This window comes from Lysinibacillus piscis (genome assembly GCF_026012395.1).
Classification (GTDB): domain Bacteria; phylum Bacillota; class Bacilli; order Bacillales_A; family Planococcaceae; genus Lysinibacillus; species Lysinibacillus piscis.
The window spans coordinates 197439-213857 of record NZ_BRZA01000001.1 but is presented as its reverse complement, the minus strand read 5'-3'; the positions used below and the strand labels follow the sequence as shown (position 1 = coordinate 213857).

14 protein-coding genes are annotated in these 16419 nt (G+C 38.4%); 13 read left to right on the top strand and 1 reads right to left on the bottom strand.

The features are described 5' to 3' along the window. Window position 1 precedes the first annotated feature (1 nt). The 7 genes from OPF91_RS01110 to ppdK all read left to right on the top strand — a co-directional run bounded on the left by OPF91_RS01110 (window position 2) and on the right by ppdK (window position 9069). Window positions 2–679: a LysM peptidoglycan-binding domain-containing protein gene (locus tag OPF91_RS01110; protein WP_264986829.1), complete on the top strand. Its 678-nt coding sequence runs from the start codon at window positions 2–4 to the stop codon at window positions 677–679. A gap of 158 nt (window positions 680–837) precedes the next feature. Then, window positions 838–1593, top strand: a complete 756-nt coding sequence (locus tag OPF91_RS01105) for a metallophosphoesterase (RefSeq protein ID WP_264986828.1) — start codon at window positions 838–840, stop codon at window positions 1591–1593. A gap of 15 nt (window positions 1594–1608) precedes the next feature. Continuing rightward, window positions 1609–2580, top strand: a complete 972-nt coding sequence (locus OPF91_RS01100) for a YpdA family putative bacillithiol disulfide reductase (RefSeq protein ID WP_264986827.1) — start codon at window positions 1609–1611, stop codon at window positions 2578–2580. Between the two features lie 93 nt (window positions 2581–2673). Beyond that, on the top strand, window positions 2674–3234 hold the full coding sequence (locus tag OPF91_RS01095) for a glycerol-3-phosphate acyltransferase (protein WP_264986826.1): 561 nt from the start codon (window positions 2674–2676) through the stop codon (window positions 3232–3234). Window positions 3235–3238: 4 nt separating this feature from the next. Further along, the gene (locus tag OPF91_RS01090; protein WP_264986825.1) at window positions 3239–4783 is read left to right on the top strand and encodes a GNAT family N-acetyltransferase; all 1545 of its coding nucleotides are present in this window, start codon (window positions 3239–3241) and stop codon (window positions 4781–4783) included. A gap of 823 nt (window positions 4784–5606) precedes the next feature. Next, complete coding sequence (locus tag OPF91_RS01085) at window positions 5607–6431, top strand: pyruvate, water dikinase regulatory protein (RefSeq protein ID WP_264987848.1); 825 nt, start codon at window positions 5607–5609, stop codon at window positions 6429–6431. Next, a complete protein-coding gene (gene ppdK / locus OPF91_RS01080; protein ID WP_264986824.1) occupies window positions 6424–9069 on the top strand; it encodes a pyruvate, phosphate dikinase in 2646 nt (881 codons plus the stop codon). Before OPF91_RS01085 ends, ppdK begins: the two co-directional genes overlap by 8 nt. Before the next feature lie 385 nt (window positions 9070–9454). Here the strand turns inward: ppdK and OPF91_RS01075 are convergent, their stop codons facing one another. Further along, window positions 9455–10423 (bottom strand): asparaginase, encoded by a 969-nt coding sequence (locus tag OPF91_RS01075; RefSeq protein ID WP_264986823.1) that lies wholly within the window; start codon window positions 10421–10423, stop codon window positions 9455–9457. A gap of 175 nt (window positions 10424–10598) precedes the next feature. Here OPF91_RS01075 and prsW point away from each other — a divergent pair, with 175 nt between their 5' ends. The 6 genes from prsW to rpsA all read left to right on the top strand — a co-directional run bounded on the left by prsW (window position 10599) and on the right by rpsA (window position 16363). Beyond that, window positions 10599–11273 carry a glutamic-type intramembrane protease PrsW gene (gene prsW / locus OPF91_RS01070; RefSeq protein ID WP_264986822.1) on the top strand — a complete coding sequence of 225 codons (675 nt, stop codon included), beginning with the start codon at window positions 10599–10601 and terminating at the stop codon, window positions 11271–11273. Between the two features lie 117 nt (window positions 11274–11390). Next, the gene (gene sleB, locus OPF91_RS01065; RefSeq protein WP_264987847.1) at window positions 11391–12182 is read left to right on the top strand and encodes a spore cortex-lytic enzyme; all 792 of its coding nucleotides are present in this window, start codon (window positions 11391–11393) and stop codon (window positions 12180–12182) included. Window positions 12183–12196: 14 nt separating this feature from the next. Continuing rightward, window positions 12197–13480 (top strand): PepSY1/2 domain-containing protein, encoded by a 1284-nt coding sequence (locus OPF91_RS01060; protein ID WP_264986821.1) that lies wholly within the window; start codon window positions 12197–12199, stop codon window positions 13478–13480. A gap of 84 nt (window positions 13481–13564) precedes the next feature. Next, window positions 13565–14218: a flagellar brake protein gene (locus OPF91_RS01055; RefSeq protein WP_264986820.1), complete on the top strand. Its 654-nt coding sequence runs from the start codon at window positions 13565–13567 to the stop codon at window positions 14216–14218. Between the two features lie 225 nt (window positions 14219–14443). Then, window positions 14444–15118, top strand: coding sequence for a (d)CMP kinase (gene cmk, locus OPF91_RS01050; RefSeq protein ID WP_264986819.1), 675 nt, complete (start codon window positions 14444–14446; stop codon window positions 15116–15118). Between the two features lie 102 nt (window positions 15119–15220). Beyond that, window positions 15221–16363: a 30S ribosomal protein S1 gene (gene rpsA / locus OPF91_RS01045; RefSeq protein ID WP_264986818.1), complete on the top strand. Its 1143-nt coding sequence runs from the start codon at window positions 15221–15223 to the stop codon at window positions 16361–16363. Window positions 16364–16419: the final 56 nt, after the last annotated feature.

The window sequence follows — 16419 nt, the reverse complement described above, 5'->3', positions numbered from 1 at the left end:
AATGAGTAAAGAAGATTATCGTGATAAAATGGAAGAACATCGTCAATCCTTTGAAGGTGAAGAGCAAGAAACATTATCGAGAGTTTCTCGTATGGATAAAAATGGTGATCATAAAAAGAAACCGACAAATAAAAAGCGTAGATTCCCTTTAATGACAGTACTTTTTATTATTTTTATTTTATGTCCAGCGTCTGTGTTACTGTATTTTGTGAAATTTTATGAGCCAGGTAAGCCAATTGAAGAGGTAGAAAAGCAATCAGATGCTGTGATTGAAGTAGGCAAAGTCGATGAAAAAGCAACACCAGCAGAAGAAAAACAAAATGAACAGGACGAAAAAGATAATCAAGCGGCAGTAGAGCAAGCAAAAAAAGACGCTGAGAAATTAGCGGCTCAACAAAAAGCAGCGGAAGAAGCAAAAAAGGCAGAAGAGGCACGTATTGCTCAGCAAAAACAAGCTGAAGCAGAGGCCGCTAAAAAAGCCGAAGAAGCACGCAAAGCAGAAGAGGCAAAACAGGCTGCAAAAGCAAGCACACATACAGTGAAAACGAATGAAAACCTTTATCGCATTGCCTTAAATCATTATGGTGATGGCAGTGAAACAACATTAGCCAAAATTCGTGCAGCAAACGGCATGGCTTCTAATGATATTTATGTAGGGCAAGTCATTAAGCTCCCTTAATAATAGGTGTCATTCTTTGGCAATCGTGTTGATCTCATATACAATGAAAGACAAACGTTCACATCGATGAAATGAAAACGTGCGTCTTATGTTAGAAAAGACGATTCGTCAACATTGGGAATCGTCTTTTTGCTGTAATATGGAAGGAGCAAGTGGTCATGATATATGTAGGGATTGTTTTTATCGGCATCATTGCCTTTTTACTGTATATGTGGAAAATAGCACATGAAAATAATATTTTACAGCATTCACTACAATTGCAGGGTCAAGAGGAAGCGGTACGATTGTTTTTTATTTCCGATACACATTTACGTAAAATAAATCCTGCCATGATCAAACAATTGGTAACACCATTCGATGCGGTCATTATCGGTGGAGATTTTGCGGATCATCGTACACCGATCACCCGTATTCATGAAAATTTGAAGCTATTGACAGCATTAGGGCCTACTTATTTTGTATGGGGAAATAATGATCGTGAAGTAGGAGAAGAACGTTTGTGTACGATTTTCCAAGAATATGGGGTGCGAATTATTGCAAATGATGCGGTGTTATTACCAATGAAAAACCGTTTTTGGCTCAGTGCAATTGAAGATACATCAACGAGAAGATATAGCTTTGATGAGGCTTTTCAAAAGGTAGGCGCAGATGATTTAGTCGTCTTTATCTCTCATAACCCAGGTGTCTTTGCAAGAGTCCGTGCTAAATTCCGTGCCGATTTAATGATGGGTGGTCATTTGCATGGCGGGCAAATTCGCCTTGGTCCATATGGTGTCCATCCGAACGGCTCTTATCGAGAGCGAGACGGTGTGATGACATTAGTGAGCAATGGCTATGGCACAACATTATTACCATTGCGTTTAGGGGCAAAACCACAATGTCATGTAATCGAGATTGAAATTTCTAAAGAATAAAATGAGGTGTCAGTTATGCAGCAAGTAGATGCAGTTATTGTTGGTGGTGGTCCATGCGGTTTAGCTGCGGCAATTGCTTTACAAAACATTGGTTTACAGCCAATTGTCATTGAAAAGGGCAATATCGTGAATGCAATTTACAATTACCCTACACATCAAACATTTTTCAGTACAAGTGAACGATTAGCGATTGGGGATGTACCGTTTATCATTGAAGGACGTAAGCCAAAACGCAATCAAGCGCTTGTTTACTACCGAGAAGTGGTACGTTTGAAAGACATTCAAGTCCATCGATTTGAAATGGTTCAGCAAGTTGTCAAGCAGGGAGAAATGTTTACAGTAACGACCGATAAAGCGGTTTATGAAGCACCATACGTGGTGATTGCGACAGGCTATTATGATCACCCTAACTATTTGAATATTGCAGGTGAACAATTGCCAAAGGTTTATCATTATTTTAAAGAGGGGCATGAATTTTTTGATACAGATGTCCTTGTTATTGGTGGGAAAAATTCAGCAGTTGATGCCGCATTGGAATTGAATAAAGCAGGTGCTCGTGTAACAGTTGTTTATCGGGGGAGCGAATACTCGGCAAGTGTGAAGCCTTGGGTACTTCCAGAGTTTGACGGTGTTGTGCGTGCAGGTGAAGTGGAAATGTATTTTGAGACAAATGTTGTGGAAATTCGGGAGCATGAGGTTGTGTTGAATCGTCATGGACAGGAGCTAACCATCGTCAATGACTTTGTTTTTGCCATGACAGGCTATCATCCTGACCATACCTTTATACGGGCGATGGGTGTAACGATTGATGAGGAAACAGGTCGTCCATTTTATCATCCAGAGACGATGGAAACGAATGTGGAAGGGTTGTTTATTGCGGGTGTATTAGCAGCGGGCAATAATGCCAATGAAATTTTCATCGAGAATGGGCGTTTCCATGGAGATGCCATTGCACAAGCTATTAGAGCCAAGACAAAAAGTGAATAAAACGAATGACAAACAGGAGCATTGCTAAGACATATGCTCCTGTTTTATGATATAGAAAGTGGAGATAGATGGAAAAATCATAGGGGGAGTTATGTGATTGGTTTTTATTGGTTAGCTAGTTATCTAATTGGGAACATTATGACAGCCTTTTTCGTTGGAAGAGTGTATGGTGTTAATTTACAGATGGAGCGCAGTAAAAATTTAGGAGCGCGTAATGCAGGCAGTGTTCTTGGGAAATGGGCTTTTTTATGGACGTTTTTAGGAGATGCCTTGAAGGGTGTAATAGTGGTGTTTGTGGGACGTTATCTACAATTAGATGAATGGGTAGTTATTGGAGGAGCCGCCCTCGTCATTATCGGGCATTTATATCCTATATGGTTAAAGTTTCAAGGGGGAAAAGGTGTCGCTACGTTCATTGGTGTAGGTCTTGCTCTTTCACCAAGCCTATTTTGTATGATGATTGTGGGAACAGTGCTTACACTTATCATTACAAGAAGTTTAACATTAAGTATGCTAGGTGGCTTTGTACTCTATATAGGTGCGATTGTTTATACAGGAAATCTACAGCTCTATAGCCCTATTTTTATTGTGATAGGATGCATGATTATTAAACATATGTCTAATATTAAAGAATCATTGAAGAAATGGAGGTAAGAAGATGTATTGGTGTAAAATTGCGCAAAGTGAGCAAGAATTTGAAGCGATTGCACGGTTAAATTATGAAACATTTGTGGAGGAAATTCCGCAGCATGAACCAAATCATGAGAGGCGAAAGGTGGATCGCTTTCATCAAGAAAATACATATGTAGTCGTTTATAAAAAGACAGAATTGGTTGGTATGCTAGCGTTTCGAGACCAACGTCCTTTTTCACTGGATGAAAAAATTGGTGAGGTAGAGCCATTTTTAGCATCAATAAACTGTGAAAAATTATGTGAAATTCGTCTGTTGGCTGTGAAGAAAGGCTATCGTACAGGGCGTGTATTTATGAAGTTAATGCAGGCTTTAACGACCTATGCTTATGAAAAAGGCTATACGGCTGCCGTTATCTCAGGGACCACACGAGAACAAAAATTATATGAACAAATGGGCTTTACACAATTTGCTCCTGCTGTAGGCACACAGGAAGCACAGTTTTTGCCGATGGTGTTAACGAGAAAGCAATTTGAGCAATCATTGCAGCAGCGCCTTGCGAAGGATTGTTACACATTTTATCCTGGACCCGTAAAACAGCAGGCAAGCGGGGATTATTCAGAGCTATCACATCGTACGTTAGCCTTTCAAGCCCTTTATAAGCAAATGTCTCAAAAATTGCTTGAGCTATCTGAAGCCAATCATATAGCAATTGTCGTTGGGACAGGAACATTAGCGAATGAGATGATGCTAGGGCAGTTGCATACACAACAATTAGGACGCGGGCTTATTTTAACAAATGGTGAGTTTGGTGAGCGTTTGCAACGTCAGGCAGCACGGTGGTCTTTGGATTTTGATGTGATAGAAAAGGCATGGGGGCAGCCGTTCGATTTGAATATTATCGAGCAATCGTTACAAACAAGTCAGTATACTTGGGTGCTAGGGGTACATGGTGAAACTTCCACTAGCATGTGCAATTCGCTAGATGACCTTGTCCAATTAACAAAGAAATATGACATAAAACTCTGTGTGGATTGCATCAGTTCTTTTGGAGCCATGCCATTTTCACTGAAGGATTGTTATTTAGCAACGGCTGTAAGTGGCAAGGCAATTGGTGCACTGAGTGGCTTAGCAGTGGTATTCTCACAATATCGTGCACAACCCTCAGCAATTGTGCCTAATTATCTAGATTTAGCCAATTATCAAGAGGGAGGGATTCCATTTACATTGCCCGCTACTTTAGTTGGTAGTATGGTGGAGGCACTTCAAGCATATCCAGCAAGGTATGCGCAATTACAGCAACGATTTGCTACGTTATCACAATTGCCATTTATGAACCAGCAAGTATCGGCTACTACCTATCCAATGCTAATCACGTTACAGTATCCACCAATACTCGCTAATTTGCAGTTAGATTTATCATTAAACGGTCTGTTTGCACATGGTGATAGTACGTATTTACGTGCGCATCATTTTATCCAGTTTGCTGTTATTCAGCCTGACTTTGATGTAGCTGTTCTTCGCTTAGGAGAGATTTTAGACTATTATGAGCAAGTTATGGCTGTAGAGTAATGAAAGGATAATTTGTGTGATGTTTCACTTTCGCATGGTAGCCATTTACTAAAATGAATGGTGATTGCGTTTATTTATGTAGAAGTGATTGAATTGATAGAATACTTAGTTGTAGTATTTTTTACAAATGTTTTTTTGTAAAACCAATGTAAAATCAGTGGTCCTCAAACCTAAAAAATATGAGTAATTGAGTATGAGTGTGAAGTGTTATGAGTAAAAAATCCTTATTATTTTTATCCATATAAGTTAGACATGAAGAGAAATCGATGAAATTCGATTTCTCTTTTTTGTGCTGATGGCTCTATTGTGAAGTTTAAAAATTCAGAAAATTACGTTGACATGAAATAATTGAATGCACTACAATATTTACATAAGTAACATTATAGAACAAATGTAAAAATGATTACTGTGTGTGCTTATTAATTAGTAGAATGTGGTCGCTTCAAATCAATTTAACTAGGAGGCAGATGAACAATCATGAAAATAGACAATTTCATTTCTTAATAGCCAAACACCATCATATAGTTGATTACTATAAATCGGCTATTTACTGAGTTTAGAATACTTTAGATATTGCTGATTTTTATAAGATGGATAACCAGATTTCTCTGATGCTACCTCTTTTTAGAGCTTTTGAGCTGGTGGATGAATAATGATTGTTGCATTTGATGGGAATTCAATTGTACATGTGATGCTGGGAGTTCTGATTGTGGCTTTTAATTATGAATCTAAATCATGGTGAGATAATGGTTGTATGAATGATGTCATGACTGTAGTAGCTGCATATGAAATGACCAATCAACAAGGGAGAGGTGGGCTAGATGTGAATGAGAAAAAAATTGTTTATGTAGTTTCCGACTCAGTTGGTGAAACAGCTGAGCTAACCGTTAAAGCAGTTGCAGCCCAATTTAATGAAGATGATGTGGAGATTCAACATAGGTCCTATGTACAGAAAGCTGAAGATATTGATGAAATTATTGTTGTCGCCAAGCGAAGTAATGCCATCATTGCCTATACGATAGTAATTCCCTTTTTAAAAGAATATCTTGACCAAAGAGGAAGAGAAGAGGGGATTATTGCCATTGATTTAATCAATCCACTAATGGAAGCATTTGCTCATACATTTCAAATGACCCCCAAGTGTGAACCTGGTTTAATGAGACAATTAGATGCTAACTATTTTCGAAGGGTGAAGGCTATTGAATTTGCGGTGAAAAATGATGATGGACGGAATCCTCAAGGGCTAAAGTATGCAGACATTGTATTAATTGGAATTTCCCGAACATCAAAGACACCTCTTTCTATTTACTTAGCCCATAAAGGACTGAATGTGGCGAATGTACCTTTAGTACCAGAGGTAGCACCTCCTGATGAACTGTTTGAGCTTCGAAGAAATGTCTGTATCGGTTTAGTGATTACACCAGATAAACTGAATGAAATACGCAGAGAGCGTTTGAAAAATTTAGGATTAACAGCTCAAGCAAATTATGCCAATCTGGAGCGAATTCTTGAGGAACTAGACTATGCTGAAAAGATTATCAAACGCTTAGGTTGTCCGATTATTGATGTTTCTAATAAAGCAGTGGAAGAGGCTGCGGATTTCATATTAGCAATCTTAAAAAAGAGGGGAATTGGAGTATATGAGTAAGTTTGTATATATGTTTGACGAAGGAAACAGTGAAATGAAGGAGCTTTTAGGAGGCAAAGGAGCGAATTTAGCAGAAATGATTCGAATTGGTTTACCCGTTCCTTATGGTTTTACGATTTCGACAGAAGCTTGTAATTCCTATTATGATGCAGAGAAATCTCTTCCAGCAGAGATTCAATCTCAAATTTTAGATGCTCTTCAGAGATTGGAAGAAAAAACAGGAAAAAGACTTGGAGATCCAATGAATCCATTGCTTGTTTCTGTACGATCTGGTGCAGTCTTTTCAATGCCTGGTATGATGGACACAGTGTTAAATCTTGGAATGAACGATGAAACAGTGAAAGGGATGGCTGAACTTACAAGCAATCCACGGTTTGCCTATGATTCTTACCGTAGATTTATTCAAATGTTTAGTGATGTTGTCCTTGGTGTAGATAGTTTCTATTTCGAACAAATTTTAGAGGAAATCAGGGAACAAAAGAGATATGCTTCAGATCCGGAAATGACTGCTGCAGACTGGCAGGAAGTGATTCAAGCATACAAAGCGATTGTGAAAAAACATACAAGAAAGGATTTTCCAAACAATCCAAGAGAGCAATTATTCCTTTCCATCAATGCTGTTTTTGATTCGTGGAATAATCAACGTGCGATTGTATACCGCCGTCTGCAAAAAATTCCTAGTCATCTTGGTACAGCGGTGAATATTCAAAGCATGGTCTTTGGGAATATGGGAAATGATTCTGGCACTGGCGTCGCCTTTACACGTAATCCTTCTTCAGGAGAGAGGAATTTGTATGGTGAATATTTAATCAATGCACAGGGAGAGGATGTTGTAGCAGGCATCCGTACCCCACAACCAATTTCTACCCTTCAAGATGAAATGTCAGAGGTGTACAAGCAGTTTGTGGAGATTTGTCAACTGCTTGAAAGACACTATCGAGATATGCAAGACATCGAGTTCACTGTAGAGCGTGGAAAATTATTTATCCTGCAAACACGAACTGGTAAGAGAACAGCACAGGCTGCTATTCGGATTGCAGTTGAATTAGTAGAAGAACAAAAAATTAGTAAGAAGGATGCCATTCTACGTGTCGATCCAGATCAGTTAAATCAGCTACTCCATCGTCGAATTGATGATACCTATAAACGTAGCCCATTGACGAAGGGATTACCAGCCTCTCCGGGAGCTGCAACGGGACAAGTTGTGTTTGATGCGGATGAAGCGGAAGCAATGGCGAAAGACGGAAAGGAGGTGATTCTTGTACGCCCCGAAACGACACCTGATGATATTCACGGTATTGTTGCTGCTCAGGCAACTGTGACAAGTCGTGGAGGTATGACAAGTCATGCTGCTGTTGTGGCAAGAGGGATGGGAAAAGCCTGCATATGTGGCTGTGAAACATTAGATATTGATTTGAAATTAAAACAGTTTAAAGTAGGAGACACGATTATACGTCAAGGTGATAGAATTACGATTGACGGTTCAACGGGTGAAATTATGCTAGGTGAAATTCCAATGATTGAGCCGCAGCTTTCAGAGGAGTTTCAAATGTTACTGACTTGGGCTGATGATGAGAGGAAACTGGATGTAAGAGCAAATGCAGATAATCCTGAAGATGCTAAAAAGGCATTGGAATTTGGGGCTGCTGGGATTGGATTATGTCGTACAGAGCATATGTTTATGGATGCAACTCGCATTCCTATTGTACAAGAGATGATTCTTGCAGAAACATATGAAGAGCGAGAAGAAGCACTTAAGAAGCTATTGCCAATGCAACAGGAGGATTTTGAAGGAATTTTTGAAGCGATGCAAGGGAATCCTGTGACAATTCGTTTACTAGATCCTCCTCTGCATGAGTTTTTACCGAATAAGGAGGAGCTGCTTGTTGAAGTAACAAAGCTTCAGCTATCAGGTTCAAATCCAGATGAACTGCAAGAGAAGGAACAACTTTTAAGAAAAGTTCGTCAATTGCACGAATTTAATCCAATGTTAGGCCATAGGGGCTGTCGACTAGGAATGGTGCACCCTGAAATTTATATGATGCAGGCAAAAGCTATCTTTTATGCTACAGCAAATGTGAAAGAAAGAGGCGTAGATGTCAAACCCGAGATTATGATTCCGTTGGTTGGTCATGTAAATGAATTAAAAGAAATGCGTGAATTGGTGATGCAAGCTGGTTTGCAAGTGACAGAGGAAACTGGACAGCAATATGATTACTCCATTGGGACGATGATTGAAATTCCACGAGCAGCTTTAACAGCTGATCAAATTGCACAAGAGGCAGACTTCTTCTCTTTTGGAACGAATGATTTAACTCAAACAACTTTTGGATATAGTCGTGATGATGCAGAAGGTAAATTCCTTCAAAGTTACATCCAAAATAAGGTTTTGCCAGAAAATCCATTTGCTACGCTTGACCAAGAAGGTGTAGGTAAACTTGTAGAGATGGGGGTAAATCTTGGAAGACAAACGAAGCCAGCGTTAAAAGCAGGAATTTGTGGAGAGCACGGAGGAGAAAAAAGCTCAATCCATTTTTGCCATAATGTAGGGTTAGATTACGTAAGTTGCTCACCATACCGCATACCGCTTGCACGTCTTGCAGCCGCTCAAGCTAGCATTAAAAGTGAGCAAAAATAGCTTGTACATGTGCTCTAAGTATACGGTCTTTCAGCAGTTTCTATATGAAACTTTGCCAATTATCTATATACACCTTGGTTTTTCATCCCTGTGATTTGATGTGAAGCTGGAATTGATAGCGAACAATAACATTTTGGAATGATAAAGAGTACGTCTCCAGCATATGGTGTCTCTAATAAGGCATTGAAAATGGGTTCCACTATGCTATCCACAATATATAGGTGTAGCACTAAAAAAATCCGTAAAATAATATAAATGTTTATTATTTATCTATTTCTAATAAAGAAAAAGTCGATTTATACCAGCAAAATTGGTGTAAATCGACTTTTTCAGTGATTGTTTTATTTTGCAATGTTGAAAGAGAGAGGCGACTTTTAGCTGTTGGTTATAAGAAAAATTCCTTTAAATCAAGAGGTGTGCCAGCTTTATTTAAACCAATTAATAATTTTAAACGTGCCTTTTGACCATTAATGCCTGTAGCAAAAATAGCACCTAAATCTTCGAGCATTTTACCACCACCAACATACCCATATACACCCTCTGCAATACCGTTAAAGCAACGAGAAACAAGAACGACTGGAATACCACGCTCGATAAGGCTTTCAATTCCCTTCACAACAGCGGGTGGCACATTCCCCTGTCCAAGACCTTCCAGCACAACACCATCATATTGACAAGCAAGGACAACATCGAGTAAATCTACTTCCATACCTGCATATACTTTAAGCATTGCCACACGTTTTGTTAGATGATGCACGTCTACATATTGACGACGGATAGGGGCATGATGGAATAGAATGCGTGATTTGGTAATCAAGCCAAGTGGCCCATATTGTGGTGATTGGAATGTATTAACAGAGCTTGTACTCGTTTTTGTTGTGTTAATAGCGAGATGGACTTCATCATTCATCACGACAAGCACGCCTTTATCACGAGCCTCATCATCAACAGCTACACGTACAGCCTCCATTAAATTGTAAATACCATCTGCACCAAGCTCATTAGAGGAACGCATTGCACCTGTTAAAACGATTGGAATAGCTAGATTCGTTGTTAGCTCTAAAAAATAAGCGGTTTCTTCTAATGTATCTGTGCCATGTGTAATGACAACGCCATCCACTTGCTCTACTGCTACTTTTTCCATAATGATGTTGCGTAATTGTAGCATTTCTTTTGGCGTAATATGAGGAGAAGGTAAATTGAAGGCTTCCATCTCAATAATCGTTGCCAATGTGTCGAGCTTATTGCTTTCTTTCATTAATGGGTTTTCTTTATTTGGCATGACAGCGCCTTCCGCACTCATTGCCATTGAGATTGTACCACCTGTATGAATGAGTAAAATTCTTTTTTTCATAAAAATAATAGCCCCTTTGAAAAGTTTTTGCTTATTGCATGGTATAATAATAACAGTTTCTTTTTCTATAGTGGCTGTTTTTTAAATTGAAGGAAACCTACATATCATGTTGACCAAAATACTTAGCAAAATCGGTTTTGTTTGAGTAAATCAATGATTGAAAGGAGCGGGCATCATGATTATTTTATTGTCTGCTGCTATTGCTCCTGGTTTAGCGCTGTTTAGCTATTTTTATTTGCGCAATCAGATGGCAACAGAGCCAAGAAAAACGTTATTTCAAACATTTTTATATGGTGCACTTTTAACTTTCCCAATTTTATTTTTACAATATGTTTTAAAAGAAGAAGGTATTTTTTATTCGGTTTATTTCCAAGATGTTGTATTTACAAGTGTTGTGGAAGAATTTTTTAAATGGTTTGTTTTGCTGATTGCTATTTATAATCACATTGAATTTGATGATCCATATGATGGTATATTGTATGGGGCAAGTGTATCATTGGGATTTGCGACAGTTGAAAATATTTTATATTTATTATCCTTTGGCTTAGATACAGCCTTTATGCGCGCATTATTACCTGTCTCAAGTCATGCTTTGTTTGGGGTTGTGATGGGCTATTATTATGGGCGAGCGAAATTTTCTCAAAAAGCAAGGACAAAGGAAATGATTGCTTTGGCATTATTTGCACCCATTGTTTTACATATGCTGTACAATGCTATCTTGTCATTTAAAGGTTATTGGATTTATTTAATGGTGCCATTCATGCTGTTCTTATGGTGGTTTGGCTTGAGAAAAGTAAAATTAGCACATCACCATCTCGTACAACATTTGCATATGCAAAAAAAATTATAAGCGTAGAAATCGTCAAAGATTTCTATGCTTTTTTATGTATAAATTTAAACAATTGTTTCAAGCTATGAAAAAGGAGTGATGAAAGTGCGCTTATTTAGTAAAAATCTTGTTTTGTTGATGGCGCTTACTTTGTGCATATTACCACAAAATGATGTTGCAGCATTTAGTGAACAGCAAATTACACGAGGAGCTTATGGAGATGATGTGATTGAATTGCAAGCAAGGCTCCAATATTTAGGCTTTTATAAAAGTAAAATTGATGGGCAATTTGGCTATAACACCTACTGGGCTGTCCGTAATTTTCAAGAGAAATATGGATTACCTATTGATGGTGTCGCAGGAGCAAAGACAAAAAAAGCATTAGCAGGCTATTCGGATTATGATGAAGCATGGGTAAAGGCTCAATTGAAGGCAGGTCATCAATTTACGTATTTTGGTGGTGTTCCTTTGGAGCAACAGGTGAAAAAAAATACAGCATCGAATAACAAGCAAGCGAAGAAAGATAGTGGTAGCAGTAATCAAAATGGTACAAAAACACAATTACCACCTAAATATAGCGAGCGGGATTTACAGCTTATTGCGAATGCCGTCTATGGTGAGTCAAGGGGTGAGCCATACGAAGGACAAGTAGCTGTAGCAGCCGTTATTCTCAATCGTTTAGAAAGCCCTGATTTTCCAAATACGATTTCAGGTATTATTTTTCAACCATTGGCGTTTACAGCTGTAGCAGATGGTCAAATTTGGCTTGAACCAAATCAGCGTGCAAAGGAAGCCGTTATCGATGCGATGAATGGTTGGGATCCATCGGAAAATGCATTATATTATTTCAATCCAAAAACAGCGACAAGTAAATGGATTTGGTCACGACCACAAATTAAACAAATTGGTGAGCATATTTTCTGTTCATAGGAAGGAGGAATCGTGTGAGAACATTATTAGTTATATTAACATTAGGTGTAATTGGCTTGGGAGCGTATGGTATTAATGTACACAAAGATAATCAAAATTTACAGCGTGCTGTACTTGCGCAATATACGGATAAATTAACAGATGCGTCAGAAAAACTGTCACACTTGCAACAATCTGTATCCAAATCATTATTATTTCGTGATGAGCAGGCAATTCATAATGAATTAGATTCGGTATGGCGTTTAAGTTCTGAGGTACGTTCTTCTCTTTCCAACATTCCGATTGGACAAGAGATGTCGAGTGAGTGGCTGAACTATTTAGGACGACTTGGTGATGAGGCGAAAAATACAGCAAAGTCTGGAGATTATCAAGCATGGCGCGAAAAAATGCCACAAGTCTCGAATAATTTGCAATCCTTATCAGATGAATGGACAGCAGCAACGGTAGATTTTTATAAGCATAATGGTAATATGGATGTTTGGTTACAGCAGGCTGATGATACGAAATCCAACACAACATTTACGAATGTACAAAAAACATTAAAAGGCTATGGAGAGAAAGATTTTCCACTGACTTTAAGTGAATCGGATTGGCAGAAAAAAATTGAACTAAAAGCATTACAAGATGCTGTCATCACGGAAAAAGAAGCATTAGAAAGAGTAAAAACCTTATTCCCAGTCATTCAAGATGCAACATTTACGGTGGCAAAAAGCAGTGATACCGCACCTTATCCTTTTTATCATATTCAATTCCATCAAGGGATTCGTTTAGGATATGTAGATATAACAGAAAAGGGTGGACATATTTTATCATACTTAGTGGAACGCCCTGTTGATGAGGCAAAACTATCGCAAGACGAGATTTTAGCAATGGCACAGGAGCATTTAAAGAAATTAGATATGAAGGATGTTGCTTTTGTGGAATCACGGGAAAATCATCAAGCATGGCACGTGACCTTCGCACGTAAGCATCCAAAGGACAATGCGTTGATTTACGCAGATGGTGTGCAACTTAAGCTTGCAAAAGATACAGGTGAGTTACTCGGTGTCAATGCTATGGAATATGTTCAAGAAGAAACGATTAAGCCACAAGTAGCGAAGCCAATTGATTGGCCAACATTTTTTGATCAAGATGTACGTGTAGAAGAAGTGAAAGAAATTTATACAGACAATGGACAGTTTGAGCAGCGTCTTTGCTATGAAGTCATTGCGTTTCGAGATGGTGATCGACCAGAGACATTCCGTGTTGTAATTGATGCAGAACACCACAATGTTTTAAAAGTGGAATATTTAACGTAGCTTGTAAGAACGATGATGAATTCGTATAGCCAAAATGGGGATCTCATGCGATAATAAACATATATTTTGTTTGAGGGGATGCTCATGGATATAAAAATTGGCACACAATTACAATTAGAACCTACTTATACAGATAGAATTGAAAAATTTTCTTGTAAAGTAGTTGAACAAAAAGACAACATTATTTATATTGATTATCCTGTCAATATGATGACTAAAAAAACGGCTTTTCTAATGGATGGTGCGGAGTTTAGAGCTACCTTTCTTGCAGAGGAAAGTCATTCATATGTCTTTAATACAGAAGTAATCGGTCGTATGGCAAGTAATATTCCAATGATTATGCTGCATTGTCCAAAGCCTGAGGAATTTATCAAAATTCAACGTAGGGAATATGTACGAGTAGAAACACCTGTTGATGTTGCTGTTCAATTTAAAGAGGCTAAATATCAGCTGGTCGCACAGGATATTAGTGCTGGTGGCTTGGCCTTGACTTTAAGAGGTGCTGTAGATTTTAAGGACAATGATGAGGTGAAACTCACGATTGTTTTACCATTTGCAAATGGCGATGTAAAATATGTAGTAACGGATGCGAGAATTGCTCGTGTTTTTGAAAAGGATCATAAAAAAATTGCCACGATTCAATTGACAAGTACAGATGATATCGATCAGCAATACATTGTCCGTTTTTGTTTTGAACGACAATTAATGAATCGTCGAAAAGAAACAGATTTATCTTAAGACGATACAAATTCTTTTATGTGTATACTGCTTTTATAAAACAGCCCTTACATAATACGTAAAGGGCTGTTTTGATTTAGCGCATCTGTTCGTTTTTGTGCTACAATAGAACGGGATTAAAGAGGATATATAGCCGTTATTCTTATAAAAGTGTAACAGTGTATGCCTTGTGAATGGAAGGGAGAGAAGGCGATAATTTTGTTACGATTTTTTCGCCGATGAATGATGAAAAAAAATATTCAAATTGCTATTGATGGGCCTGCGGGTGCTGGTAAAAGTACTATTGCGAAAATTGTAGCAGAGGCACTTGGCTTTACATATATCGATACAGGAGCAATGTATCGTGCAGTGACGTATAAAGCGATGCAGCAGGACATATATTTAGATGATGAGACAAAACTTGCTAACATGCTAGCTGTAAGTACGATTGATTTAAAGCCTTCTGCACAGGGGCAGCTTGTCTTTTTAGATGGTGAGAATGTATCAGATGCCATTCGTTCGAATGAGGTAACAGCATCTGTATCACAGGTGGCTGCACATGCTAAGGTGCGAGAACAATTGGTAGCACAGCAGCAAAAACTAGCGGCAAATGGCGGTGTTGTAATGGATGGTCGTGACATTGCTACACACGTATTAACAGATGCTGAATTGAAAGTGTTTATGTCAGCTACAGTGGAAGAGCGAGCAAGACGTCGCTTTTTAGACAATCAAAAAAGAGGGATTGTTTCATCGATAGACAAGCTACAAGAAGAAATTGCCTTGCGTGATAAAATGGATAGTGAACGAGAGGCCTCACCGTTAATTCAAGCAGAGGACGCTATCTTTTTAGACACAACGACATTATCAATTGATGAGGCGGCACAAGCAATTTTAAGGTTAGCACAGGAAAAAATGCTGTAAAAACGTGAGCTTAGACATTTTTTTGAATTTTAAGGATTATTTTTTGTCTTTGGCTTCAATATCGACTAAAATAGTAAGGGAAGATGCGAAGGAGGGTTACATATGTCTGAAGAACTGAGCTATACAGAACAAACATTTAACGAAGGTGATATCGTCAAAGGTGTTGCAGAGCAAGTGGATGAAAAGGCTGTTACGGTATCAATTTCAGGTGCACCATTTGATGGTGTTGTACCAATCAGTGAGTTATCTAGCTTACACATTGAAAAAGCGTCTGATATCATCTCGATTGGCGATGAATTAGAATTGATGATTACAAAAGTGGAAGAAGAAAACTATGTATTATCAAAACGCAAAGTGGATGCTTTAAAAGCGTGGGATAAACTGGAGCAACAATTTACAGCAGGTGAAATTTTTGAAGCCGAAGTAAAGGATGTTGTGAAGGGTGGTCTTGTTGTAGACCTAGGCGTGCGTGGCTTTGTGCCAGCATCACTTGTGGAAGATTACTTTGTAGATGATTTTGAGGATTATAAAGGTAAAACATTAACATTTAAAATTGTAGAACTTGATAAAGAAAAAAATCGTGTTATTTTATCACACCGTGCTGTAGTCGAAGCGGAAAAAATTTCACAAAAGCAACAAGTCATTAATGATATTCATGCTGGCGATGTATTGGAAGGAAAAGTGCAACGTCTTGCAGCATTTGGTGCGTTTGTAGATCTTGGTGGTATTGATGGTCTTGTGCATATTTCACAAGTATCACATGAGCATGTTAGTGATGTCAGCGAGGTGTTAGCTGAAGGACAAGTCGTGAAGGTAAAGGTGCTTTCTGTTGATTTAGACAATGAACGTATTTCATTGTCCATTAAAGAAACAATCCCTGGTCCTTGGTCGAATATCGAAGAGCGTGCAGCAAAAGGCACGGTATTAGATGGCACTGTCAAACGTTTGACATCATTTGGAGCATTTGTGGAAGTATTCCCGGGTGTGGAAGGGCTAGTGCATATTTCACAAATCGCCCATAAACATATTAATACGCCACATGAAGCATTAAAAGAAGGGCAAGAAGTGCAAGTGAAGGTGCTTGATATAAATGCCGAAGAAGGTCGTTTAGCATTAAGCATTAAAGATTTACTTGAAAATCCACAAGCGGAAGAAGTAGTGGATTATGAATTGCCAGAAGAAAACACAGGCTTCTCATTCGGCGATGTGATTGGTGATCAATTGAAAAACTTTACAAAAAAATAAGCAGGATGTGGGAGCTGTCTAAATTTTCGACAGCTCCCTTTTTGGCAAGGAGAGGT